This window comes from Ideonella margarita, assembly GCF_038066635.1.
In the GTDB taxonomy this organism is placed as follows: Bacteria; Pseudomonadota; Gammaproteobacteria; order Burkholderiales; family Burkholderiaceae_C; genus Ideonella; species Ideonella margarita.
In genome coordinates this window covers 1-23,138 of the sequence record NZ_JBBUTI010000010.1, presented here as the reverse complement: position 1 = coordinate 23,138, position 23,138 = coordinate 1, and the positions used below count along the sequence as shown (strand labels likewise).

At 69.1% G+C, this 23,138-nt stretch carries 23 protein-coding genes; 18 read left to right on the top strand and 5 right to left on the bottom strand.

All coding sequences use genetic code 11. The features are described from left to right. Positions 1-2 precede the first annotated feature (2 nt). The gene (locus AACH00_RS14595; protein WP_341399895.1) at positions 3-623 is read right to left on the bottom strand and encodes a YitT family protein; all 621 of its coding nucleotides are present in this window, start codon (positions 621-623) and stop codon (positions 3-5) included. Between the two features lie 116 nt (positions 624-739). Between AACH00_RS14595 and AACH00_RS14590 the strand changes: the two genes are divergently transcribed. Next, positions 740-1,240, top strand: a complete 501-nt coding sequence (locus tag AACH00_RS14590) for a hypothetical protein (protein ID WP_341399894.1) — start codon at positions 740-742, stop codon at positions 1,238-1,240. Next, positions 1,237-1,692, top strand: a complete 456-nt coding sequence (locus AACH00_RS14585) for a hypothetical protein (RefSeq protein ID WP_341399893.1) — start codon at positions 1,237-1,239, stop codon at positions 1,690-1,692. The genes AACH00_RS14590 and AACH00_RS14585 overlap by 4 nt, the downstream gene beginning before the upstream one ends. A gap of 13 nt (positions 1,693-1,705) precedes the next feature. Here the strand turns inward: AACH00_RS14585 and AACH00_RS14580 are convergent, their stop codons facing one another. The 3 genes from AACH00_RS14580 to uraH form a co-directional block, all read right to left on the bottom strand. Further along, positions 1,706-2,122 carry a hypothetical protein gene (locus AACH00_RS14580; protein ID WP_341399892.1) on the bottom strand — a complete coding sequence of 139 codons (417 nt, stop codon included), beginning with the start codon at positions 2,120-2,122 and terminating at the stop codon, positions 1,706-1,708. 200 nt (positions 2,123-2,322) lie between these two features. Next, positions 2,323-3,537 carry a urate hydroxylase PuuD gene (locus tag AACH00_RS14575; RefSeq protein ID WP_341399891.1) on the bottom strand — a complete coding sequence of 405 codons (1,215 nt, stop codon included), beginning with the start codon at positions 3,535-3,537 and terminating at the stop codon, positions 2,323-2,325. A gap of 14 nt (positions 3,538-3,551) precedes the next feature. Beyond that, positions 3,552-3,926 (bottom strand): hydroxyisourate hydrolase, encoded by a 375-nt coding sequence (gene uraH, locus AACH00_RS14570; protein WP_341399890.1) that lies wholly within the window; start codon positions 3,924-3,926, stop codon positions 3,552-3,554. A 160-nt stretch (positions 3,927-4,086) separates the two neighbouring features. Here uraH and AACH00_RS14565 point away from each other — a divergent pair, with 160 nt between their 5' ends. The 16 genes from AACH00_RS14565 (at position 4,087) to AACH00_RS14490 (ending at position 22,836) form a co-directional block, all read left to right on the top strand. Continuing rightward, positions 4,087-4,887, top strand: coding sequence for a GntR family transcriptional regulator (locus AACH00_RS14565; protein ID WP_341399889.1), 801 nt, complete (start codon positions 4,087-4,089; stop codon positions 4,885-4,887). Between the two features lie 11 nt (positions 4,888-4,898). Further along, the gene (gene puuE / locus AACH00_RS14560) at positions 4,899-5,861 is read left to right on the top strand and encodes an allantoinase PuuE (protein ID WP_341399888.1); all 963 of its coding nucleotides are present in this window, start codon (positions 4,899-4,901) and stop codon (positions 5,859-5,861) included. A 4-nt stretch (positions 5,862-5,865) separates the two neighbouring features. Next, positions 5,866-7,680, top strand: a complete 1,815-nt coding sequence (gene uraD, locus AACH00_RS14555) for a 2-oxo-4-hydroxy-4-carboxy-5-ureidoimidazoline decarboxylase (protein ID WP_341399887.1) — start codon at positions 5,866-5,868, stop codon at positions 7,678-7,680. Beyond that, positions 7,677-8,918 carry a M20/M25/M40 family metallo-hydrolase gene (locus AACH00_RS14550; protein WP_341399886.1) on the top strand — a complete coding sequence of 414 codons (1,242 nt, stop codon included), beginning with the start codon at positions 7,677-7,679 and terminating at the stop codon, positions 8,916-8,918. The genes uraD and AACH00_RS14550 overlap by 4 nt, the downstream gene beginning before the upstream one ends. A 96-nt stretch (positions 8,919-9,014) precedes the next feature. Then, the gene (locus AACH00_RS14545; RefSeq protein ID WP_341399885.1) at positions 9,015-10,061 is read left to right on the top strand and encodes an ABC transporter substrate-binding protein; all 1,047 of its coding nucleotides are present in this window, start codon (positions 9,015-9,017) and stop codon (positions 10,059-10,061) included. Between the two features lie 24 nt (positions 10,062-10,085). Beyond that, the gene (locus AACH00_RS14540) at positions 10,086-10,895 is read left to right on the top strand and encodes an ABC transporter ATP-binding protein (RefSeq protein ID WP_341399884.1); all 810 of its coding nucleotides are present in this window, start codon (positions 10,086-10,088) and stop codon (positions 10,893-10,895) included. After that, on the top strand, positions 10,892-11,662 hold the full coding sequence (locus tag AACH00_RS14535; protein ID WP_341399883.1) for an ABC transporter permease: 771 nt from the start codon (positions 10,892-10,894) through the stop codon (positions 11,660-11,662). Before AACH00_RS14540 ends, AACH00_RS14535 begins: the two co-directional genes overlap by 4 nt. 178 nt (positions 11,663-11,840) lie before the next feature. Next, entirely contained in the window at positions 11,841-13,739 is a 1,899-nt protein-coding gene (locus AACH00_RS14530) for a DUF1631 family protein (protein ID WP_341399882.1), read from the top strand. Between the two features lie 24 nt (positions 13,740-13,763). Beyond that, positions 13,764-14,612 carry an urease accessory protein UreD gene (locus tag AACH00_RS14525; protein WP_341399881.1) on the top strand — a complete coding sequence of 283 codons (849 nt, stop codon included), beginning with the start codon at positions 13,764-13,766 and terminating at the stop codon, positions 14,610-14,612. A gap of 138 nt (positions 14,613-14,750) precedes the next feature. Continuing rightward, on the top strand, positions 14,751-15,635 hold the full coding sequence (locus AACH00_RS14520; RefSeq protein ID WP_341400034.1) for a glucosamine kinase nucleotide-binding domain-containing protein: 885 nt from the start codon (positions 14,751-14,753) through the stop codon (positions 15,633-15,635). After that, entirely contained in the window at positions 15,632-16,771 is a 1,140-nt protein-coding gene (gene nagA, locus AACH00_RS14515) for an N-acetylglucosamine-6-phosphate deacetylase (RefSeq protein WP_341399880.1), read from the top strand. The genes AACH00_RS14520 and nagA overlap by 4 nt, the downstream gene beginning before the upstream one ends. Then, entirely contained in the window at positions 16,764-17,774 is a 1,011-nt protein-coding gene (locus AACH00_RS14510; RefSeq protein WP_341399879.1) for an SIS domain-containing protein, read from the top strand. The genes nagA and AACH00_RS14510 overlap by 8 nt, the downstream gene beginning before the upstream one ends. Before the next feature lie 42 nt (positions 17,775-17,816). Beyond that, positions 17,817-19,319: a beta-N-acetylhexosaminidase gene (gene nagZ, locus AACH00_RS14505; RefSeq protein WP_341399878.1), complete on the top strand. Its 1,503-nt coding sequence runs from the start codon at positions 17,817-17,819 to the stop codon at positions 19,317-19,319. Positions 19,320-19,352: 33 nt separating this feature from the next. Then, a complete protein-coding gene (locus AACH00_RS14500) occupies positions 19,353-20,708 on the top strand; it encodes an MFS transporter (RefSeq protein WP_341399877.1) in 1,356 nt (451 codons plus the stop codon). After that, entirely contained in the window at positions 20,705-21,697 is a 993-nt protein-coding gene (locus AACH00_RS14495; protein ID WP_341399876.1) for a glycoside hydrolase family 16 protein, read from the top strand. Before AACH00_RS14500 ends, AACH00_RS14495 begins: the two co-directional genes overlap by 4 nt. 26 nt (positions 21,698-21,723) lie before the next feature. Beyond that, entirely contained in the window at positions 21,724-22,836 is a 1,113-nt protein-coding gene (locus AACH00_RS14490; RefSeq protein ID WP_341399875.1) for an acyltransferase family protein, read from the top strand. Positions 22,837-22,955: 119 nt separating this feature from the next. On the opposite strand, the gene AACH00_RS14485 is transcribed toward AACH00_RS14490, so the two are convergent. Beyond that, a partial coding sequence (locus tag AACH00_RS14485; protein ID WP_341399874.1) for an ExbD/TolR family protein occupies positions 22,956-23,138 on the bottom strand: 183 nt, incomplete at its 5' end.

Sequence of the window (23,138 nt, the reverse complement as noted above, 5' to 3'; positions counted from 1 at the left end):
GCTCAGTGCCCCGCATACCGGCCCGGCTTGTGGTTGATGGCCAGGAACAGGCCCATCACCACCGCGCCGAGCACCGAGTAGGCGGCGCGCTCCAGCGGCAGCACGGTGGCGGCCACGGCCAGCACGCTGATGTCGATCATCAGCTGCACCTTGCCGGCCCGCCAGCCCCGCGCATGTTGCAGCCAGAACGTGATGACGGTGGCGCCGCCGAGGCTGGCCCGGTGGCGCGCCAGGAAGAGGCAGCCCGCACCCAGCAGCAGCCCGCCGAGCACGGCGGCATAGGCCGGGTGCAGGCGGTCAATCGCGAACAAGCGGGGCGACCATTCCGTGAAGGCCGTGAGCAGGCTGACCGCGATGAAGGTCTTGAGCGTGAACTCCCGTCCCATCATTCGCCACGCGAAGAAATAGAACGGCAGGTTGATGACGAAGAACCATTTGCCGAAGCTGATGCCCGTCAGGTAGTGCAGCACGAAGGCAACGCCCGCCGTGCCGCCCGTGATCATGCCGACCTGGTTGAACAGGATCAGCGCGAGCGACACGAACAGCGTGCCGGCGAAGATCGCCTGCGCGTCTTCGAAGGGCGTGTGGGCAATCGGCAGGTCGGATTCAAGAGGTTCAGGCATGGGCAGGCAGCGAGCAATAAACAGGCCCGATGCCGGATGGTCACACCGGGCTCACATCCCTCACTCAGGTCCAAGCGATGGTGCACCAGCCTGCTATCCTGAGTTGCATGAAAAACATGTCCCGTTCAGTGCTGTTGCTGTCCTGTGTTGCGGCCCCTTTTCTGTTGGTCGGGTGCGCATCGTCTGAGCCATCGGCCGCCGGCCGCATCGGGGACGCCGCCACGGCGCCGCTGAAAGACCTGAACCTCGTCAACGCCCCGATCCCGGAGGTGTTGCAGGTGGCCCGCCAGGCGCCTTACGCACCGCCGGCCACCAACACCTGCGAGGCCTTGAAGGCCGAGATCAAGGGCCTCGACGAGGTGCTGGGCCCTGACCTGGACGCACCCGCCAACCCTGAACATCCGGGCCTGGTGGAGCGCGGCGGCCAAGCCGCCGGCAATGCCGCGGTGAATGCACTGCAAGGCGCTGCCGAAGGCGTGGTGCCGTTCCGCGGCTGGGTGCGCAAGTTGACCGGCGCCGAGCGCTATTCGCGCCAGGTGGCCGCGGCCATCGCCGCCGGCACCGTGCGCCGCGCCTGGCTCAAGGGCATCGGGCACCAGCAAGGCTGTCGCCCATGAGCGGCCAGCAAGCCTGGCTGCTGGTGGGCAGCGCCAACACCCGCAAGTCCACCCTGGCGCGCTGCCTGACGGGTTGCTTCAACCGCAATGTGCGCGACATCGACCTGAGCAGCGGTGGCGCGCTGAAGCTGTATGCCCGCGTGTCGGCGCTGCAGGAAAGCCGCACCTCACCGCAAGACTTCCTGACCGAAGTGGCGCGCAGCCGGTGCGAGCATGTGCTGTTCAGCCTGTGGCCACAGCACAACCCGACCGATCCGCAGCGCTGGCCCGATGCGCAGCAGTACGTTGATCAGCTGCGGCAGGCCGGCTGGCAATTCCCGAAGGTGGTGGTGCTGGGCGCTGACCCGATCCGCCTGCAAGGCACCGGTGAGGTGCTGCGCATTCCGGTGGTGAAACAGCAGGGCGTGAACACCACGGCCCAGCAGGTGCGCCAGCACTTCGGCTGGCGTTGAGCCCACCGCGAACTCAGCGGGCGCCGCGGCCTTCCAGCACGTTCTGGATGCGCTGCTCACGCAGGTCAGGCTCTTCCACCGGGGCCTTCTTGGCGCCGGCCGGCACACCGCCGCCCACCACATTGACGTTGCCGCCGATGTCCATTTCCTGCGTGCCCGGCGGGCAGATGCGGTCGGTGTAGACCACCGTGCTGCCCTTCTTGCACTTGCGCATGCCGCCAGGGCCGGTGGGCCGGGACTGCGCCACGGCCGAGGCAGCTGAAGCCGGATCAGGCTGCTGGCGCACGGTGCCGTTGTCGAACTTGATGGCGGGTGCGGCGGCAGCCGGCTGCCCGGCACTGCCCATGAAGATCGGGGCGTTGCGATAACGCCAACCCAGGGCGACGACAAAAACCAGGCCGATGGCCAGCAACAAGCGTTGAAAGGTCATGTGATGTCACGGTGCGCCTCCCAGCTACACCGCCTCCGTGCGGGGCTGAAGCCCCCTGTTCTTGATGCACGGATTTTGACTCAAGCGCCGTGAAGGCGGCGTGACCACCCGACACGAAATCCGGAGGATCCCCCGAGGGGTGGAGGGCCTGGGCCTTGCGTGAGAGCGACGTGGCTCAAATGGGTGGCTGAATGGGTCGCTCAGGGCGTGGCCTGGCGCGCCTGGAACCAGCGCCCGATCAGGGCTCGTTCCTCATCGGTGATGCCCGTGGCATTGCCCATCGGCATGGCCTTGAGCACCACGGCCTGCTGGTGCACCTGCGCCGCGTGTTGCAGCAGCAACTCCGGCGTGTGCAGCGCCACACCCTTGTTCTGCACCTGGGCGTTGTGGCACATCACGCAGCGTTGCTGCACCACGGCCTCGACCGAGGCTTGCAGCTGCGCCAGGTTGGCAGCCGGCACCGCCGCAGCCGACGAGCCCGCTGCGCCCCACGGCGCCGCCAGCGCAATGGCCGCCACCAAGGGCACCAGTCCGGCCACCACCCAGCCCCAGGGCGAAGGCTCGTGGTTGACCTGGGTCTTGTGGCGGGCTACGAAGAACTGGCGGATCAAGGCGCCGCACAGCATCAGCAGGATCAGCAGCACCCAGTTCCAGCGGTGGGTGTAGAGCTGGCCGTAGTGGTTGCTCAACATCGCCACCAGCACCGGCAGCGTGAAGTAGGTGTTGTGCTGGCTGCGCTGCTTGCCGCGCTGGCCGTGCACCGGGTCCACCGGCGCGCCGGCCTGGATGGCCGCCACCACCTTGCGCTGGCCCGGAATGATCCACATCGCCACGTTGGCGCTCATGGTCGTGGCCATCATGGCGCCGACCAGTAAGAACGCGGCGCGACCCGCAAACAGCTGGCACACGCCCCAGGCCGACACACCCACCACCAGCGCCACCAGCACACCGACGATGCGGTCGCCGCCCGGCCGCTGGCCGAACACGCGGCAGATCAGGTCATACACCAGCCAGAAGGCCACCAGCAGGCCGAGCGAGGCACCGATGGCCGCCGCCGGCCCCCACGCATAGACGCTCTTGTCGATCAGGAACGTGCCGGCGTTGAACAGGTACAGCACCGTGAACAGCGCAAAGCCCGACAGCCAGGTGGAATAGCTTTCCCAGTAGAACCAGTGCAGCTCGGAATCGATGCGCGGGGGGGCGCCCAGGTACTTCTGCGGGTGATAGAAGCCGCCGCCATGCACGGCCCAGAGTGCACCGCCCACGCCCTTGTCGCGCAGGGCCGGATCAGCCGGCGGGACAAGGTGGTTGTCGAGCCAGACGAAGTAGAACGAAGAGCCGATCCAGGCGATGGCGGTGATGACGTGCAGCCAGCGCAGCAGGAGGTTGGCCCAGTCGAGCAGATAGGTTTCCATGGCGGGGTGTGGCCTCAGCTGCCGCGGTAGGTGGAGTAGGCCCAGGGGCTGACGAGCAGGGGCACGTGATAGTGAGGCGCCTGCTCGGCATTCGCTGATCCTGCGGCCAGGCCGAATTCCAGCGGCACCTCATCAAGGAACGGCGGCTCTTGCAGCGTCACGCCCAGGCCCCGGAAGTAAGCCGCCACGCCAAACACCAGCCGATATTTGCCGGGCACATAGGCATCACCCTGCAGCAGCGGCGCATCGGCCCGGCCATCGGCATTCAGCTGCAGGCTGCACACCGCCTCGGGCGGCTGGCCCGGCAGCAGGCGCCACAGGCTCACGGACATGCCCGCAGCCGGGCAGCCGTTCATGGTGTCAAGCACGTGGGTGGTGAGGCGTCCCATGGCGGCGATCTTTCAAAAAATGGGCTGCTGCCGGCGCAGGCATTCAGACATGGTGGATTGGCTCTGAAGTGTATACACTTTGGCATACACCGCAAGCAGCGGCCTCGTGCAGCCACCGCCCTTGATGCTCCCACCGCCCCCTCGACCCGTCGCCCACACCATGCCGCCCCCCGTCGCCCCTGCCCCACGCCCTGCACGCAAGCGCCGTGCCGGGGGCTCCGCTGAATCGGCCCCGGCCACCACACCACCTGACGAAGCCCTGGCCGCCGCCGGTACCGAGCCCCACGGCGAATCGACCACCACCCAGCGCATCGTTGATGCCATCACCACGGCCATCGTCGAGCGGCGACTGATGCCCGGCACCAAGCTGGCAGAGCAGCAGATCGCCGACATCTTCCAGGTCTCGCGCACCGTCGTGCGGCAGGCCCTGAACCAGCTCTCGCGCGACCGGCTGGTCACCCTCGCCCCGGCCCGCGGCGCCTTCGTGAGCGAGCCCAGCGTCGACGAAGCGCGGCAGGTGTTCGAGGTGCGCAGCATGCTGGAGGCCGCGATGGTGCGTGAGCTCTGCGCCCGCATCACCCGCGCCCAGGTGGCCCAGCTGCGTCGCCACCTGAAGGACGAGGCCGCGGCCGTGGCCCGCACCGACGTGTCAGGCCGCACCCGGCTGCTGGCTGACTTCCACACCCTGCTGGCCGGCATGCTGGGCAACCAGGTGCTGGCCGAGTTGCTGGGCGACCTGCTCTCGCGCTCGTCGCTGATTTCGCTGATGTACCAGAGCGCCCACTCGGCCGAGCACTCGCAGGCCGAACACGTGGCCATCGTCGATGCCCTGGCCCGCCGCGATGCCGACGCCGCCGTCGCCTTGATGGCCGACCACCTCGGCAACGTGGAACGCAACCTGCGTCTGCACCCGCGTGTGAGCAGCCTGGCCAATGCGCTGCAGCCGCCCTCGCCCGCCTGAAGGAGCCACCCGTGACCTACCCCCGTGACCTGCGCGGCCATGGCCGCCACCCCCCCCACGCGCAATGGCCGGGCCAGGCGCGCATCGCCGTGCAGTTCGTGCTGAACTACGAGGAAGGCGGCGAGAACAGCGTGCTGCACGGTGACGCCGGCAGCGAGCAGTTCCTCTCAGAGATGTTCAACCCGGCCAGCTACCCGGCCCGGCATCTGTCGATGGAAGGCATCTACGAATACGGCGCCCGCGTGGGGGTGTGGCGCCTGCTGCGTGAGTTCGAGCAGCGCGGCCTGCCGCTCACCGTGTTCGGCGTGGCCACCGCCCTTGAGCGCTGCCCCGACGTGACGGCCGCCTTCGTCGAGCTGGGCCACGAGATCGCCTGCCACGGCTGGAAATGGATCCACTACCAGCAGATGCCCGAAAGCGAAGAGCGCGAGCACCTGCAACTGGCGATGGACAGCTTCGCCCGCCTGCTGCAATTGCCGGCCGATGGCAGCCGCCCGCTGCACGGCGCCGGCTGGTACACCGGACGCGACAGCCCCAACACCCGGCGCCTGCTGGCTGACCACGGCGGCTTCACCTATGACAGCGATTACTACGGCGACGACCTGCCCTTCTGGCTGCAGGTGCGCAAGACCAGCGGTGAGCTGGCCCCGCACCTGATCGTGCCCTACACCCTCGACACCAACGACATGCGCTTCGCCCTGCCCCAGGGCTTCAGCCACGGCGACGAGTTTTTCCAATACCTGCGCGACAGCTTCGACGTCCTGTACGCCGAGGGCGACGAACGGCCCTCCATGCTGAGCATCGGCATGCACTGCCGTCTGCTGGGCCGGCCCGGCCGCATGCGTGCGCTGCAGCGCTTTCTCGACCATGTGCAGGCCCATGAGCGCGTCTGGGTGACGAGGCGCATCGACATCGCCCAGCACTGGCGCACCACGCACCCCTTTGATGCCACCACCGCCTTTGTCTGGGAATGACGCCATGAGCGCAGCAAGCCACTCCGCCTCACCGTCAGCATTGACACTTGAGCAGCTGAACCAAGGCACCGCCGATGAGCTGGCCGTGCTGCTCGACGGCATTTATGAACACTCGCCCTGGATTGCCCGCCGCGCCGCAGCCGCCCGCCCGTTCACCAGCCTGGCCGGCCTGAAGCTGGCCCTGGCCAATGTGGTGCGTGAGGCCTCGGAGGACGAGCAGCTCGGCCTGATCCGTGCGCACCCGGAGCTGGCCGGCAAGGCCATGGTGGCGCGCACGCTGACCGCCGAATCGACCGGCGAGCAGCAACGCGCCGGCCTGACCGATTGCAGCCCGGCCGAATTCGAGCAACTGCAGGCCCTGAACGCCGCCTACAACGCCCGTTTCGGCTTCCCGTTCATTCTGGCGGTGCGCGGGCCGCGTGGCACCGGGCTGGGGCGCAGCGAGATCATCCGCACCTTTGCCCGGCGCCTGCGCAACGCGCCCGATCTGGAGCGGGCCGAATGCCTGCGCAACATCCACCGCATCGCTGAAATTCGCCTCGACGACAAGCTGGGCCACACGCCCCAGGCCGGCGCACAGGTCTGGGACTGGGCCGCAGCGCTGGCCGTGCACAGCGAGCCGGGCTACCTGGAACGTGGCGAGCTGACAGTCACCTACCTGACCGACGCGCACCGGGCGTGCGCCGCGCAGCTGCAAGGCTGGATGCAAACCGCCGGCTTTGACGAAGTGACCCTGGACGCCGTGGGCAATGTGGTGGGCGTGTACCACGGGGCCGAGCCCACCGCCCGCCGGCTGCTCACAGGCAGCCACTACGACACCGTGCGCAACGGCGGCGCCTACGACGGGCGCCTCGGTGTGCTGGCGCCGATGGCCGTGGTGCAGGCCCTGCACGCCGAAGGCCGGCGGTTGCCCTTCGGCATCGAGGTGGTGGCCTTCGCCGAGGAGGAGGGCCAACGCTACAAGGCCACCTTCCTGGCATCCGCCGCGCTGGTGGGGCAGTTCAACCCCGACTGGCTGAGCCAGGCCGATGCGGACGGCATCACCATGGCCGCCGCCATGCAGGCCGCCGGCCTGCCCGCCACGATGGACGCGATCAAGGCCCTGCAGCGCGACGCCCAGCGCTACCTCGGCTTTGTCGAAATCCACATCGAACAAGGCCCGGTGCTGACCGAGCTGGATTTGCCGCTGGGCGTGGTTACCTCGATCAATGGCAGCGTGCGCTTGCTGGGCGAAATCATCGGCGTGGCCAGCCATGCCGGCACCACGCCGATGGACCGCCGCCGCGACGCCGCACCGGCGGTGGCCGAGCTGGCGCTTTATCTGGAACAACGCGCTGCCGCCGTGCCCGACCTGGTGGGTACCATCGGCCAGCTGCAGGTGCCGAACGGCAGCATCAACGTGGTGCCCGGCCGCTGCCAGTTCAGCCTGGACATTCGCGCCACCACCAACGAGGCGCGCGACGCCTGCCTGGCCGATGTGCAGGCAGAGCTGGCGCGCATCTGCACCCGCCGCGGCCTGCAGTGGCAGCTGGAAGAAATCATGCGCGCCGCCGCTGCGCCGAGTGATGCCGCCTGGCAGCAACGCTGGGCCAGGGCCGTGAACGCCCTCGGCCTGCCGGCCTTCACGCTGCCCAGCGGCGCCGGCCACGACGCGATGAAGCTGCACGACCTGATGCCCCAGGCCATGCTCTTCGTGCGCGGCCAGAACGGCGGCATCAGCCACAACCCGCTGGAATCGGTCACCCACCACGACGCTGATCTGGCGGTGGCCGCTTTCACCCGACTCATCGAACAACTTGCCCAGGAGCTCACCCCATGAGCCAACACACCGACATCGACCGCTGGATCGACGCGCACTTCGACGAGGAAGTGGCTTTTCTCCAGGCCCTGGTGCAGGTGCCCACCGACACCCCGCCCGGCAACAACGCGCCCCACGCCGACCGCACGGCTGAGCTGCTGGCCGACATGGGCCTGCCTGCCGTGAAGCACCCGGTGCCCGCCGCGATGGTGCAACAACAGGGCATGCAGAGCATCACCAACCTGATCGTGCGCCGCGACTACGGCACGGCTGATGGCAACAAGCCGGGCCCGACCGTCGCCTTGAACGCCCACGGCGACGTGGTGCCGCCGGGTGAAGGCTGGCTGCATGACCCCTACGGTGGCGAGGTGGTGGACGGCCAGCTGTATGGCCGCGCCTCGGCGGTGAGCAAGAGCGACTTCGCGACCTACACCTTCGCCCTGCGCGCCCTGGAGGCCGTGGCCCGGCCCCGGCATGGTGCGCTGGAGCTGCACTTCACCTACGACGAGGAATTTGGCGGCGAGCTCGGCCCGGGCTGGCTGCTGAAACAAGGCCTGACCAAGCCCGACCTGCTGATCGCCGCCGGCTTCAGCTACCAGGTGGTCACCGCCCACAACGGCTGCCTGCAGTTCGAGATCACGCTGCATGGCCTGGCCTCGCACGCGGCCTATCCGCACACGGGTGTCGACGCGCTGCAGGCTGCCAACCAGTTGCTCACCGCGCTCTACGCCCACAACGACGTGCTGCGCCAGCGCCTCTCGGCGGTGTCGGGCATCACCCACCCCTACCTGAACGTGGGTCGCATCGAGGGCGGCAGCAACACCAATGTGGTGCCCGGCAAGGTGCTGCTGAAGATCGACCGGCGCATGATTCCGGAAGAGAACAGTGCCGCGGTGGAAGCCGAGGTGCGCGCGCTCATCGAGCAGGCCGTGGCCGCCTGCCCGGGCATCCGGGTGGAAATCAAGCGCATCCTGCTGGCCGAATCGCTCAAGCCGCTGGCCGGCCACGAGGTGCTGGCCAGCCGCCTGCAGGCACACGCGCAAGCCGTGTTCGGCGAGGCCATTCCCACCTCTGGCACGCCGCTCTACACCGACGTGCGCCTGTACGGCGAAGCCGGTGTGCCGGCCGTCATTTACGGCGCCGGCCCGCGCACGGTACTGGAGTCCAACGCCAAGCGCGCCGATGAGCACCTGAACCTGGACGACCTGCGCGGCGCCACCAAGGTGGTGGCCCGCGCACTGGCCGACTTGCTGGCCTGAACGGCAGCCAGGCGCGTGGCCATCCGCGCACGGTTCTTGCAAAGGTTTGTGCAACCCTTTCCCCACGCTGAACTTGCCCTTTTCCCGGAGACCGCCATGCCCCAGTTTTCGCTGACGCGCCGCACCCTGATCTGTGTCGCCACCGCCCTCGCCACGCTCGGCGTTGCCGGCACCGCATCGGCCCAGGAAACCGCCATCAAGTTCCAGCTCGACTGGCGCTTCGAGGGCCCCAGCGCCTTCTTCCTGCTGCCTGCCGCCAAGGGCCAGTTCAAGGCCCAGAAGCTGAACGTCACCATCGACGCGGGCAATGGCTCGGGCAATGCGGTCAACCGCGTGGCCTCGGGCAGCTACGACATGGGCTTTGCCGACCTGGCTGCGCTGATGGAATTCCACGCCAACAACCCCACCGCCCCGAACAAGCCGGTGGCGGTGATGATGGTCTACAACAACACGCCGTCGGCCGTGTTCTCGCTGAAGAAGACGGGCATCAAGGCCCCGGCGGACCTGGCCGGCAAGAAGCTGGGCGCGCCGGTGTTCGACGCCGGTCGCCGCGCCTTCCCGATCTTCCAGAAGGCCAATGGCGTGGGCAAGGTGGAATGGGTCAGCATGGACCCGCCGCTGCGTGAAACCATGCTCGCCAAGGGCGACGTGGACGCCATCACCGGTTTCTACTTCACCAGCCTGCTGAACCTGGAAGCCCGAGGCGTGAAGGCCGAAGACATCAACGTGATGCTCTACCCGTCCTACGGCGTGAAGCTGTACGGCAACGCCATCATCGCCAGCGAGGAGTTCATCAAGAAGAACCCGGAAGCCGTGAAGGCGTTCCTGGTGGCGTTCACCGAAGGTGCCAAGGCCGTGCTGGCCGATCCGACCGCCGCCACCGCCGTGGTGAAGGAGCGCGACGGCATCATCAATGCAGCGATGGAGGAAAAGCGCCTGCGCCTGGCCATCGACTCGGCCGTGAACACCGCCGATGCCCGCGCCGAAACCTTCGGCGACATCAGCAAGCCGCGCCTGGCCCTGATGGCCAGCCAGGTGGCCGACGCCTTCCAGACCAAGAGCCGCGTCAACCCGGACGCTGTCTGGAACGGCAGCTTCCTGCCGCCGGCCGCCAGCCGCAACATCCTGGCCGTCAAGAAGTAAGCCCAGCGCCACCGGAGCACACCCATGGCGTTTGTCGATTTCCACGAGGTCTGGCTGGCCTACAACGACGAGCTGATGGCCCAGGGCCAGTACGCCGTCGAAGACATCAACCTGCAGGTCGAGGAAGGCGAGTTCATCGCCATCGTTGGCCCGTCAGGATGCGGCAAGTCCACCTTCATGAAGCTGGCCACGGGCCTGAAGCGCCCGAGCAAGGGCACGGTCATCATCGGCGGGCAGGAAGTGACCGGCCCGCTGAAGATCACCGGCATGGCCTTCCAGGCGCCCAGCCTGCTGCCCTGGCGCACCACGGTGCAGAACGTGATGCTGCCGCTCGAGATCGTCGAGCCCTACCGCAGCCAGTTCAAGCAGAAGAAGGCCGAGTTCGAAGCCCGCGCCCGCAAGCTGCTGCAAAGCGTGGGCCTGGGCGGCTATGAAGACAAGTTCCCGTGGCAACTCTCGGGCGGCATGCAGCAGCGGGCCAGCATCTGCCGGGCGCTGATCCATGAGCCGAAGATGCTGCTGCTCGACGAACCCTTCGGCGCGCTCGACGCCTTCACCCGCGAGGAGCTATGGTGCATCCTGCGTGACCTGCAGGCGGCGCAGAAATTCAACGTCATCCTCGTGACACACGACCTGCGTGAAAGCGTGTTCCTCGCCGACACGGTGTACGTGATGAGCAAGAGCCCGGGCCGCTTCGTGGTCAAGCGCGACATCGACCTGCCCCGCCCGCGCAACCTGGAGCTGACCTACACGCCCGAGTTCACGGCCATCGTGCACGAGCTGCGCGGCCACATCGGCGCCATGCGCAAGCAAGGCGCGGAGGTGGCGCAATGAACAGCAGCAAACGGCTTGAAACCTGGGCCCCGTGGGCGCTGCTGGTGCTGACGCTGGTGATCTGGCAGGTGCTGTGCACGGCCTTTTCCGTCAGCGAATTTGTCTTCCCCAGCCCGCTGCGCATCTGGGAGCAGCTGGTGGAGTTCAAGGGCGAGATCGCCAAGCACGCCTGGCGCACCTGGTGGGTGACGATGGTGGGCTTTGCGCTGGCCATCGTGGTGGGTGTGCTGCTGGGCTTTCTGATCGGCAGTTCGCGCCTGGCCTATGCCGCCATCTACCCGTTGATGACCGGCTTCAATGCCCTGCCCAAGGCGGCCTTCGTGCCCATCCTGGTGGTGTGGTTCGGCATCGGCGTGGGCCCGGCGATATTGACCGGCTTCCTGATCTCGTTCTTCCCGATCACGGTGAACATCGCCACCGGCCTGGCCACGCTGGAGCCCGAGCTGGAAGACGTGCTGCGGGTGCTGGGCGCGCGGCGCTGGGACGTGCTGGTGAAGGTCGGCCTGCCACGATCCATGCCCTACTTCTTCGGCTCGCTGAAGGTGGCCATCACGCTGGCGTTCGTGGGCACCACGGTGTCGGAGATGACCGCCTCGAACGAAGGCATCGGCTACCTGCTGGTGTCGGCGGGCTCGGCCATGCAGATGGGCCTGGCGTTTGCCGGCCTGGTGGTGGTTGGCGCGATGGCGATGGCGATGTACGAGTTCTTCTCGATCCTGGAGCGCCGGCTGACCGGCTGGGCGCACCGGGGCTCGCAGGGGCACTGACCTCAGCCCTTGAGCTCATCGCCGCAACACCTGCCCGAGGCTGCGATCAGCGGGGGTTTCCAGTCGTGTCCGCGGCTGGAAACCCTTGTCTGAATTCGCTGCAAAGCGCGTGGCCGCGGGGCACAATCCCGGGCATGGCGGCCCAGGGGGGCTGCCCTGAGCTTGAGCCTGCAGTTCCATGAGCCCACTCGATCCCGAACTTCTTTTCCCCGCCTGGCGCCAGCACTGCCTGGAAGTGGCCGTGGACCTCGTCGACCGGGTGCTGTTTGCCAGCGGCCAGGCCACCCAGCCCGGCCTGCGTCTGGCCTGGCAAGACCGGCTCGGCGGCGCGATCGAGAACCCGCAGCGCCCGAAGCCGCCACCGTCGAACTTCGCGCAACTCGACATCTCCACCCTCAGCGGCCTGACGCTGATGTCGGACGACGAGGTCAGCGAGAACATCGTCGCCAACCGCATGGTGCTGACGCTGGAAGGCACCTGCGAATGGCTGCTGCGCGAGATGAAGGCGCGCACCTTCGTGTGGCGCATGCAGGCCGAGCAGGCCTACTTCGAATCGCCGCAACTGCTCAGCCCGAACACCCTGGTGCAGTGCCTGAGCGAGGCCCTGCATGACTGCGTGCCCGTGGGCCACCGCCGCCTGGAGCTGCTGCGCGAGCTGAACCGCCCCTTGAGCGATGAAGCGCGCCGCCTCTACGAAGGCCTCGTCGACTGGCTCGACCGCCACGGCATCGACCCCCAGCATGTGACGGTGCGCACCGGCCCGGTGCTGGGCCTGCCGGTGGGCGACCCCGCACGGCCGATGCAGACCTCGCTGCGCGAAGCCGGCCGGCCGGTGAACGTGACGCCGGACCAGATCCCCGCGCTGCTGGCCCAGATCTCCAGCGAAGCCGGGCTGAGCCTGGGCATGGCCACACTGATGCAGCGCCTGGCCGCGCCCGTGCAGCGCAGCGTGCGTGCCGACGGCCGCCTGCTGGCCTCGGGCGACAACCCGCTGTGGAAGCTGATTGACCGCATGGCCTCGCTCGCCCAGCTGGACCCCGGCCGCAACGAGCCCGGCCGCCCGTCACTCGACCAGCGCCTGAAGCCCCTGGTGGACGCGCTGGTGAATGTGAATGTGCCCCTGACGGCCGACAACTACGAGAAGGCGCTGGCACATGCCGAACGCCTGGCGATGGCCTCGCTGCCGGAGTCGGTGGTGAGCTCGGTGCGCGACCAGGAAATGCTGGACGCGGCGGCCCGCCGCTCGGAGCTGGAGCCGCTGATCCACAGCCAGATGATCGAGCGGCTGCGCAAGCAGGAACTGCTGCCGGGCATCCGGCAATTCCTGCTCGGCCCGTGGGTGCAGGTGCTGGCCCTGTTCAGCGCCACCGACGGCGTGGATGCCGAGAGCACCCGCCGCTGGTCGCTGCTCATCGACCAGATGATCGACGCCGGCGACCGCCTGCGCGAGAAGCCGCTGACCCCGGCCGAAGTCGACTGTCTGGTGCTGGAAGCCCGTGACGGCCTGGTCGAGGCCGGCCAGCTGCCGGACCGCGTGCGCCAGCACGAGGAAGACCTGCAGCTGGAGCTGTCGCACTGGCCGCGCCTGGCTTACACCGGCGCGATGCCGCTGGATGAAGCGCCGACAGACGCCGAGGCCCGCAGCGGCACCGGCCGAGAGGCAATGGAGACCCTGCCCCAGGCGCTCGACCTGCCCGCCTTGCCCCCCGTGCACCGGGAAGGCTCGCTGGACGCCGACGACTCCGACTGGGCCCACCACGGCGAGCTCAACACCGTGCCCATCAGCCTGCACGATGACGACCACGACGGCGTGGCCAGGAAGGCCCGCGAGGACTGGCTGAACCAGCTCAAGCCCGGCGACATCTGCCGCATCTTCCTGCAGAGCCGCTGGACAAGCGTGCGGCTGGACTGGGTCAGCGACCGCAACCAGTTCTTCGCCTTCAGCCGCAACCGCGACGCCCCCTTGTCCACCACCCGCCGGGTGCTCGAGCGCATGCGCGCCGAGGGCCTGGTGACCACCATCACCCCGGGCCAGTGGGTGCAACGTGCGGCAGACAGCCTGCCGATGCCCCTGTGACGCTGCCGCCCTGACATTCCCTTCATGAGCCTTCACCCGAGCGGCGGCTGGCATGGCCACCTGCAACTGAACTACCAGCGAGATGGCCAGCGCACCGTGGCCCATGACCGCCACCACGGTCCGCTGCGCGTGTTGCAGCGCCTCTACCCCGAAGGCGATGCGGTCTGCCACCACGTGCTGGTGCACCCGCCGGGCGGCATCGTCGGCGGTGATGTGCTGGAGATCGACATCGACCTCGCCGCAGACAGCCACGCGCTGATCACCACGCCCAGCGCCACCCGCTTCTACCGCAGCGCGGGTGCCACCGCGGTGCAGCAGGTGCACGCCCGCCTGGCCCCCGGCGCCCGGCTGGAATGGTTGCCGCTGGAAGCCATCGCCTACGACGGCTGCCTGGCCCAGAACCGCCAGCGCTTCGAGCTGGCACCAGGCGCGCAGATGATGGGCTGGGACATGCTGGCCCTGGGCCTGCCGGCCGCCGGCCACGGCTTCAACCGGGGCAGCGTGCTGCAGGAGCTGAACCTGCCCGGCGTGTGGCTGGAACGTGGCCTGATCGACGCCGCTGACCACGCCCTGCTGCAATCGCCGCTCGGGTTTGCCGGCCACGGCGTGATGGGCACGCTGTGGGCCGCCACGGGCAGCGCCTACAGCCGCCCAGAGCGCGAAGCCCTGCTGGACAGCGCCCGCGCGGTGATGGACGCCTCGCCGCTGGTGGCCACCGCCGGCGCCACCGCGCCCGACGGGCAGGTGGTGGTCTGCCGGGTGCTGGCCCACCGGGTAGAGCCGGTATTCACCTTGCTGAGGGAGATTCGGGCCGCCTGGCGCGAGGTGCTGTGGCAGATGCCGCCAGCCGCCCCGCGCATCTGGGCGATGTAAGCATCTGGTTATCTAGTGGTACTAATTCTGGACTTGGTACTTACCCCGTAAATTTCACGGCTCCCGTTGACCCCTGTGCTCATCTGGTACTACACTGGTATCAGACCAATCAAGAGACCAGAGGCTATTCGCGTGAGCATGCGCTTCATCATCGGCGTAGATGGCGGCGGCACCGGCACCCGGGCCCGCCTGTGCAACCTGCAAGGGCAGGTGCTCGGCTTCGGCGAAGCGGGGCCGTCCGGCCTGTCGCAGGGCCTGGAGCAAGCCTGGCGGCATGTGCTGCAGGCGGTGCGCGCAGCCCTGGCCCAAGCCGGGCTGGCCGATGTGCCCTTCAGCGATTGCGCCCTGGGTGCTGGCCTGGCCGGTGCGCATGAGGCCGGTCTGAAAGCCACCTTCCTCGCCCGGCAGCCCACACAACCCGCCTTCGCCCGCCTGGTGGTCGACACCGACGGTTTCACCGCCTTGCTGGGCGCCCACGGCGGGCAAGCCGGCATGGTGCTGGTGGCCGGCACCGGCAGCGTGGCCGAGGCCTGCTGGCCGGACGGCCACCGCCACACCGTGGGCGGCTGGGGCTTTGGCGTGGGTGACGAAGGCAGCGGCGCCTGGCTGGGCCTGCAGGCCGTGCGCCATGTGCACCACGTGCTCGACGGCCAGACCGCCAGCGGCCCGCTGGACCGCGCCGTGCTGGCCGCCACCGGCCGCGACACCGACGGCATGCGCAGCTGGTGCGCCCAGGCCGGCCAGCGCGCCTACGCCACGCTGGCCCCGCTGGTGTTTGACCACGAGGCCACCGACCCGCACGCCGCTGCACTCATCAACATCGCGGTGGTCTCGCTGACCGAGCTGGCCCGCGCGCTCGACCCCGCCGGTGAGCTGCCCATCGTCTGCGCCGGCAGCATTGCCCAGCGCCTGCAGCCCCGCCTGCCGCCCTTCCTGCAACACCGGTGCGTGCCCAGCCAGGGCGACGCCACCGACGGTGCCCTGCACCTGATCCGCCAGCACCTGGCGTCGGAGACTGCATGAGCACGCCAGACACCCCCACGCGCCACCGCGGCGCCATCCTCACGCCGCACGGCTTCGTGCTCGGTGAGTTGCACCAGCAAGGCGGCCGCATCAGCGCCATCCAGGGCGACCCGATCAGCGAGGCCCAGGCCCGTGACAGCGGGCAGCCGCTGATCCTGCCGGGCTTCATCGACCTGCATGTGCACGGCGGTGGCGGCCACGACACCATGGACGCCGGCGATGCCGTGGGCCATATCGCCCGCACCCATGCCCGCCACGGCACCACGTCGCTGCTGGCCACCACCATGACCGCGCCGGCGGCTGAAATCGAAGCCGCCTTTGCCGCGATGGGCGCCTGCTGCCGTGAACGGCCGGCCGGCACCGCCCGCGTGCTGGGCGTGCACCTGGAAGGCCCGTACATCAACCCCGGCAAGCTCGGCGCCCAGCCTGACTTCGCCCGCGAAGCCTCGATCGACGAAGTGCGCCGCCTGCATGCGCTGGCGCCCATCCGCCTGATCACGGTGGCGCCGGAGCTGCCGGGCCACCTCGCGCTGATCGCCCAGATGGTGGCCGAAGGCTGGCGCGTGCAGATCGGCCACTCGGCCGGCTGTTATGAAGACGGCGTGGCCGCACTGCAAGCCGGTGCGGCCGGTTTCACCCACCTGTTCAATGCGATGACCGGCCTGCACCACCGTGCGCCCGGCATGGTGGGTGCGGCACTGGCGCATGCCGAATATGCCGAAGTCATCCCCGACCTGCTGCATGTGCACCCGGGCGCCCTGAAGGTGGCGCTGCGCACCATTCCGCGCCTGTTCAGCGTCACCGATTCCACCGCCGCGGCCGGCATGCCCGATGGCGATTACCGCCTGGGCCGCCACACGGTGCACAAGTGCCTGGGCGGCGTGCGCCTGGCCGACGGCACCCTTGCCGGCAGCGCGCTGACGATGGACCAGGCCCTGCGCAACTGGGTGGGCCTGGGGCTGTCGCTGGCCGAAGCCTCGGCCCGCACCGCCACCCATGCCGCCGATTACCTGGCCCTGCCTGACCGGGGCCGTCTGGTGCCCGGCGCCATGGCCGACCTCGTGATGTTCGACCCCGCGCTGCAGCTGCAGGCGGTGGTCATTGAAGGAGAAGCCATTGAGCTCCAGGATGCTTGAAGAAACCCGCGAAGCCGCCGATGCGGTGACGCGCCAGCTGAGCCGCGACGAAGCGGTGTACAGCGCCCTCGGCGCCGACCTGCGCCGCGAACCCTTTGGCGGCATGCTGACCGTGGCCCGCGGCAGCTCGGACCACGCCGCGCACTACATGGCCTACCTGGCGATGGCGCGCATGGGCCGGCTCGTCACCTCGCTGCCGATGTCGCTGCTGACGCTGCACCAGTCCAGCCTGCGCTGCGAAGGCATCACCTCGGTGGCCTTCTCGCAATCGGGCCAGAGCCCGGACCTGATCACGCCCACCGCGTTTTTCCGTGCCGGCGGTGCCCGCACCCTGGCCGTGGTGAACGACGAAGCCTCGCCGCTGGCCCGCGCCGCCGAATGGGTGCTGCCGCTGCATGCCGGCCCCGAGCGCAGCGTGGCCGCCACCAAGAGCTACATCGCCCAGCTGGTGGCCGGTGCCCGGCTGGTGGCCCATTGGCAAGGTGACGAGACGTTGCTGACTGCCCTGAACGCGCTGCCCACCGCGCTGCGCCAGGCCGCCGCGCTGGACTGGCAGCCCGCCGTGGACACGCTGGTGAACGCCGACAAGCTGTTCGTGATCAGCCGTGGCACCGGCCTGGCCGTGGCCATGGAAGCCGCGCTGAAGTTCAAGGAAACCTGCGGCATCCAGGCCGAGGCGTTTTCGGGCGCCGAGGTGAAACACGGCCCGATGGCCCTGGTGGGCGCCGGCTACCCGCTGCTGGTGTTTGCACCGCGCGGCCCGGCCCAGGAAGGCCTGGTGGCCCTGGCCGCCGAAATGCGCCAGCGCGGCGGCACCGTGCTGCTGGCCGCGCCGCAAGGCACGCCCGGCGCTGACCTGCCACTGGCCACCACCGAGGCGGTGGACCTCGACCCGGTGGCGGCCATCCAGAGCTTTTACCCGATGGTCGAAGCCCTGGCCCGCGCACGCGGAAACAACCCCGACGAGCCGCGCCACCTGAGCAAGGTGACCCGCACCCACTGACCCCGCGGGGCGGCCCGCGCCGCCCTCGCCGCGAGACGCCGCATGAGCATTCCGTTCCACCCCGGCCACCTGGTGATGGTCGACATCGAAGGCACGCGCCTGACGCCCGAGACCGCGGCGTTCCTGCGGGAGCATCACATCCGCGCCGTCTGCCTGTTCCGCAAGAACCTCGGCAGCGAGGTCGAGGTGCGCCAGCTGCTGGGCGATCTGCGCGAGGTGCTCGGGCCCCGCGCGCTGATCGGCATCGACCAGGAAGGCGGCTCGGTGGTGCGCGCCACCTTCCTGCCGCAAGCCCCCGCCGCCATGGCCCTGGGCGCGATCGAGGACACCGAGGCGGCTGAGCATGCCGCTGAACAGGTGGGCGCCGCCGTGGCGCGCGGCCTGCGCAGCCTGGGCATCAACTGGAACTTCGCGCCCGTGCTGGACGTGAACAACAACCCCGCCAACCCGGTGATCGCCGAGCGCAGCTTCGGCGCTGACCCGCACCGCGTGGCACGCCTGGCCGGTGCCTGGATGCGCGGCTCGCTGAGCGAGGGCGTGGCCTGCTGCGTCAAGCACTTCCCCGGCCATGGCGACACGCACGTCGACAGCCACCACGCCCTGCCCAGCGTCGACAAATCACTGGCCGAGCTGGAAGCGCTGGAGCTGGTGCCCTTCCGCGCGCTGGCGGCCCAAGCCCCGGCCGTGATGACGGCGCACATCGTCTATCCGCAGCTGGACGCAGAGCACCCGGCGACGCTGTCACGGCGCATCCTCGGCGGCATCCTGCGTGAGTCGATCGGCTACCGCGGCGTGGTCATCAGCGACGCGCTGATGATGAAGGCCATCCATGAGCGTTACGGCCATGCCCGCGCGGCCGTGATGACGCTGCAGGCCGGCGCAGACATGCCGCTGGCCCAAGGCAGCCGCGAGGAACAGGCGGCCGCCATCCGCGCCATCCAAGATGCCATCTTTGAAGGCGACCTGCTGCCCGAGCAGGTGCAGGCCAGCGCGGCGCGGCTCGATGAGCTGGCGCGCCGCTACCCGGCCGCCCCTGCGGCCTACGACGACGCGCAGCGCCGCACTGATGACATCCTGATGCGCGCCACCTGGCGCCAGGGCCTGTGCGTGCTGGGCGCCACCGACGCACTGCCGGGCGGCTTGCCGCTGCGGGTCGTCACGCAAAGCCGTGTCGATTGCGACGGTGTGTCCGAGGCCGGCCTGGCCGGTGCGGATGTGCGCGCGCTGTTCCCGGAGGCGGCCGACATCGAGATGCAGCTGGTGCCCGACCTGCTGGTGTTCGAGCCCGCCAGCCTGCCGGACGACGGCCGCGCGCTGGTCATCGTCTCGAACCACCGCCGCCGCTACGGCGCCAATGCCGGGCAGTGGCGGCCGGCCCTGCATGTGGCCATCTGGAACCCGTTCCAGGTGCTCGACATCCCGGCCCCGTCCGTGATCACATGGGGTTATGCCGACGGTGCGCTGCGCGCCCTGCAAGGCTGGCTCACCGGGCGCGGTGCGGCCACCGGGGTGCCACCGGTGCCCCTGCCAACCCGCACGCCCTGACGCCCTGCTCCCCGCTTCAACTGCCCGATGCCCATGACCACTTCCGCCCCGACCAGCAGCTCGCCGATCCGCTGGGTGCCCAGCCTGTACTTCGTGCAGGGCATGCAGTTCTTCGTGGTCATGCTGATCGCCGGCCTGATGTTCAAGAACATGGGCGTGTCGAACGAGGAGATCACCCGGGCCACCGGGGCGCTGGGCCTGGCCTGGGCCATCAAGCCGCTGTGGAGCCCGTTCCTCGAGTTGTTCCCGAGCAAGAAGCGCATCGTCGTGACGATGCAGGCCTGCGGTGCGCTGTGCCTGGGCGCCGTGGCCTTGACCCTGCAATCGCCGTCCTTCTTCGCGCTGACCATCGCCGTGCTGTTCCTGCTGGCCTATGCCTCGGCCACCCACGACATCGCCTGCGACGGGCTCTACATGGCCTCGCTGAACAACAAGCAGCAGGCGGCCTACGCGGGCTGGCAAGGGGCGTTTTTCAATGCGTCCAAGTTCCTCACGCTGGGCGCCTTGATCGTCTGGGCGGGCCACCTTGAGAAGTCGGTCGGCGTGTTCAACGCCTGGTCCACCATCTTCATCGGCATGGCGGTGCTGCTGGCCTGCCTGGCCACCTACAACGCCTGGGCCCTGCCCTCACCCGCCAACACCGCCGGCGGCCCGCTGAACAAGGCCGACGTGGCCCGCACGCTGCGCGAGGTCATCGCGGCCTTCCTGCGCAAGCCGGGCATCGTCGGCGCCATCGCCTTCATCGTGCTGTTCCGCTTTGCCGAAGGCCAGGTGCAGACCATCGGCCCGCTCTTCATGCTGGAGGCCCGCGAGAAGGGCGGCCTGGGCCTGGGCACCGAGCAGCTCGGTGCCATCTACGGCGGCATCGGCACGCTCACCTTCTTGATCGGAAGCATCCTGGGCGGCCTGTTCGCCTCGAAGCTGGGGCTGAAGCGCGCCATGCCGGTGCTCATCCTCGCGATGGCTGTGCCGAACCTGGTATTCGCCTGGCTGTCGCATGCGCGCCCACTGATCGATGCCGGCATCGCCCTGCCGTTTGCCGTGCCGGGCCTGGGCCACACCCTCAGCGACATCGCCGTGGCCGTGGCCATCGAGATGTTCGGCTATGGCTTCGGCTTCGTCGGCATGATCCTCTACATCATGCAGGCCGTGGCCCCGGGCCCGTTCCAGACGGCGCACTACGCGCTGGGCTCGGGCGTGATGCAGCTCGGCTTCATCCTCTCCAAGACCATCAGCGGCGACATCCAGGCCGCCCTCGGCTACGAGCGGTTTTTCCTCTGGACCGTCGCCTGTGGTGTGCCGGTGTTCGTGCTGCTGTGGTTCGTGCGCTTGCCGGGCGCGCAGGCAACGGCCGATGAGACGCAGCCGCACGAAGGCGCACCGGCATGACGCCGTGGATGGGGCGATGGCTGGCAGCCCTGCTGGCCTTTGGCGGTGCGGTGGCTGCTGGTGCTGGTGCTGCGGCTGCGGCTGCGGCTGCTGTTGCGCCTGCTGTTGCGCCTGCTCCGGCTGGCGCCCCCGGTGCCCCCCTGCCAGCCGGCCTGTGGTTCGATGACTTCAGCGACGCCGATGTGGCTGGCCTGGCGCTCGGCGGCTGGCGCCAGCGCAGCGCGGCAGGCCACCCGGGGGTGCCGGGCGCCAGTTGGGGCGCCGAGCCCCTGACGCTGATTCGTGATCCACAGCATCCAACGCGCCAATGGCTGCGCCTGCAGGCCAGCACTGACGGCACGCCGCAAGGCACCCGGCAAACCCAGCTCTGCCATGAGCGCAAGCTGCTGCGCGGCACCACCGCCGCGCGCGTGCGGTTTGCCGATGCGCCAGTGCAAGGCGCTGACGGCGATCCGGTGATCCAGACGTTCTACAGCGTGGCCCCGCTGCGCCACGACTTCGCACCCGACTTCAGCGAAGTCGACTTTGAATACCTGCCGAATGGCGGCTGGGGCAGCCCGGCCACCCGCCTCTATGCCATCTCCTGGCAAACCGTGCAGGTGGAGCCCTGGCAGGCCTGGAACAGCAGCCATGAAGCGACGGGCAGCCTGGATGGCTGGCATGTGCTGATGACCCAGGTGACGGACACCGCCGTGCACATGTACCTGGACGGCCGCCTGCTGGCCACGCACACCGGCCGCAATGTGCCGAGCGTGCCCATGTCGGCCAACCTGAACCTGTGGTTCTCACCCGGCGGCCTGCTGCCACCCAGCCCGGGCCAGCCCCGCGTGTGGCAACAAGACGTGGACTGGGTGATGCACTGGCAAAACAAGCAACTCAGCCCGGCCGAGGTGCTCGCCACGGTCGAGCAACTGCGCAGCGCCGGTGTGGCGCGCCATGACAGCGTGCCCACCGCCGTGCCCCCGCTGCCCAGCCCCTGCGATTTCTGACGCGTCCGCGAGGACGCCACGCCCCCATGACGCCCTCTCTGCCCACCTCCCCCCGCCCGCCACGCCTGGCCTCGGTCGATGCCGTGCGCGGCATCGCCGTGGCCGCGATGATTCTGGTCAACAGCCCCGGCGACTGGGGCCATGTCTGGTGGCCGCTGGAGCATGCCGAGTGGCACGGCTGCACGCCCACCGACCTGATCTTTCCGCTGTTCCTGTTCATCGTCGGCGTGTCGCTGGCGATGGCGACCGGGCCACTGCGTGACACCCATGCCTCAGCCCGCGCGCCGTTGCGCCCCTGGTTGGCCCGTGCCGCCCGTCTGGTGGTGTTGGGCCTGGTGCTGCACCTGGTGGCCCACCTCGCGCTGGGCACGGCCCACTTCCGGCCGATGGGCGTGCTGCAACGCATCGGCCTGTGCTTCGGCGTGGCGGCGGTGTGCCTGCTGCGCTGGCCATTGACCAGCCCGGCACGGTGGCTGGCGCCACTGCTGGCGGTGCTGGCCGTGTGGGGCACGCTGCTGCTGACCGGCGGCACGCTGGCGCCACTGCACAACCTGGCCGCCCGTGTCGATGTGGCGGTGCTGGGGCCGCTGGTGTGGCAATACGACGCAGCCACCGGCCTGGGCCATGAGCCCGAAGGCCTGCTCAGCACGCTCGGCGCCTTGGGCACCTGCTGGCTCGGAGTAATGGCGGGCGAGTTGCTGCGCCGCGGACACGCCAGTGGCGCCGCCAGCCGGCAATTGGCCGTGATGACCGCGGTGCTGCTGATCGCCGGCGCATTGACCAAAGCGCTCTGGCCCTGGAACAAGGCCTTGTGGACGCCGTCGTTCGTGCTGTGGACGGGCGGCTGTGCCACGGCGGTGCTGCTGCTGGCCCACCGGCTCATTGACCTGCGTGGCGCCCCTGCGGTGGGCCGCGCATTCGGCATCAACGCCATCACGGCCTATGCCGGCAGCTGGCTGCTCACCTGCCTGCTGGACGGTACCGGCTGGGGCCCCGCCGCCTATGCCCGTCTGGCCGCCGCGCTGCCCGGCCACTGGCCGCTGGAGCTGCCCTCGCATGCCTGGGCGCTGGCCCAGGTGCTGGTGTGGTGGCTGGTCGTGCGCTACATGCAGCGCCGCGGCTGGATCATCTCGGTCTGAAGCCGGACCAGCCCATGAAAAAAGCCGTGCCCCGCAAGGGGAACACGGCTTCTTGATCGGGGCCTAGAGGCTCAGACCGTGAGCCCGCCAGCGCAAGCGCCGGCAGACAAACGGCTTGATCAGTTCATGAACTGCTCATTGCCCACGATGCCGATCTTGGTGACGCCCAGGCGCTGCGCCTCAGCCATCACCATCGCAACGTACTTGTACGTCACCAGCTTGTTCGGCCGCAGGTGCACTTCAGGCTGATCCGGCAGCTGCGCCGTGCGGTACAGCTTGGCTTGCAGCTCGGCGCGCGTCGG

What these genes read in the sequence shown, in the direction of transcription:
- AACH00_RS14580 (WP_341399892.1), bottom strand. Translation starts at nt 2,122, where the DNA reads ATGACCTTTCAACGCTTGTTGCTGGCCATCGGCCTGGTTTTTGTCGTC.
- uraD (WP_341399887.1), top strand. Translation starts at nt 5,866, where the DNA reads ATGAGCGCAGCAAGCCACTCCGCCTCACCGTCAGCATTGACACTTGAG.
- nagZ (WP_341399878.1), top strand. Translation starts at nt 17,817, where the DNA reads ATGAGCATTCCGTTCCACCCCGGCCACCTGGTGATGGTCGACATCGAA.
- AACH00_RS14535 (WP_341399883.1), top strand. Translation starts at nt 10,892, where the DNA reads ATGAACAGCAGCAAACGGCTTGAAACCTGGGCCCCGTGGGCGCTGCTG.
- AACH00_RS14590 (WP_341399894.1), top strand. Translation starts at nt 740, where the DNA reads ATGTCCCGTTCAGTGCTGTTGCTGTCCTGTGTTGCGGCCCCTTTTCTG.
- AACH00_RS14540 (WP_341399884.1), top strand. Translation starts at nt 10,086, where the DNA reads ATGGCGTTTGTCGATTTCCACGAGGTCTGGCTGGCCTACAACGACGAG.
- AACH00_RS14545 (WP_341399885.1), top strand. Translation starts at nt 9,015, where the DNA reads ATGCCCCAGTTTTCGCTGACGCGCCGCACCCTGATCTGTGTCGCCACC.
- AACH00_RS14530 (WP_341399882.1), top strand. Translation starts at nt 11,841, where the DNA reads ATGAGCCCACTCGATCCCGAACTTCTTTTCCCCGCCTGGCGCCAGCAC.
- AACH00_RS14500 (WP_341399877.1), top strand. Translation starts at nt 19,353, where the DNA reads ATGACCACTTCCGCCCCGACCAGCAGCTCGCCGATCCGCTGGGTGCCC.
- uraH (WP_341399890.1), bottom strand. Translation starts at nt 3,926, where the DNA reads ATGGGACGCCTCACCACCCACGTGCTTGACACCATGAACGGCTGCCCG.
- AACH00_RS14565 (WP_341399889.1), top strand. Translation starts at nt 4,087, where the DNA reads ATGCCGCCCCCCGTCGCCCCTGCCCCACGCCCTGCACGCAAGCGCCGT.
- AACH00_RS14595 (WP_341399895.1), bottom strand. Translation starts at nt 623, where the DNA reads ATGCCTGAACCTCTTGAATCCGACCTGCCGATTGCCCACACGCCCTTC.
- AACH00_RS14495 (WP_341399876.1), top strand. Translation starts at nt 20,705, where the DNA reads ATGACGCCGTGGATGGGGCGATGGCTGGCAGCCCTGCTGGCCTTTGGC.
- AACH00_RS14510 (WP_341399879.1), top strand. Translation starts at nt 16,764, where the DNA reads ATGCTTGAAGAAACCCGCGAAGCCGCCGATGCGGTGACGCGCCAGCTG.
- AACH00_RS14575 (WP_341399891.1), bottom strand. Translation starts at nt 3,537, where the DNA reads ATGGAAACCTATCTGCTCGACTGGGCCAACCTCCTGCTGCGCTGGCTG.
- nagA (WP_341399880.1), top strand. Translation starts at nt 15,632, where the DNA reads ATGAGCACGCCAGACACCCCCACGCGCCACCGCGGCGCCATCCTCACG.
- AACH00_RS14585 (WP_341399893.1), top strand. Translation starts at nt 1,237, where the DNA reads ATGAGCGGCCAGCAAGCCTGGCTGCTGGTGGGCAGCGCCAACACCCGC.
- AACH00_RS14490 (WP_341399875.1), top strand. Translation starts at nt 21,724, where the DNA reads ATGACGCCCTCTCTGCCCACCTCCCCCCGCCCGCCACGCCTGGCCTCG.
- AACH00_RS14550 (WP_341399886.1), top strand. Translation starts at nt 7,677, where the DNA reads ATGAGCCAACACACCGACATCGACCGCTGGATCGACGCGCACTTCGAC.
- AACH00_RS14520 (WP_341400034.1), top strand. Translation starts at nt 14,751, where the DNA reads ATGCGCTTCATCATCGGCGTAGATGGCGGCGGCACCGGCACCCGGGCC.
- AACH00_RS14525 (WP_341399881.1), top strand. Translation starts at nt 13,764, where the DNA reads ATGAGCCTTCACCCGAGCGGCGGCTGGCATGGCCACCTGCAACTGAAC.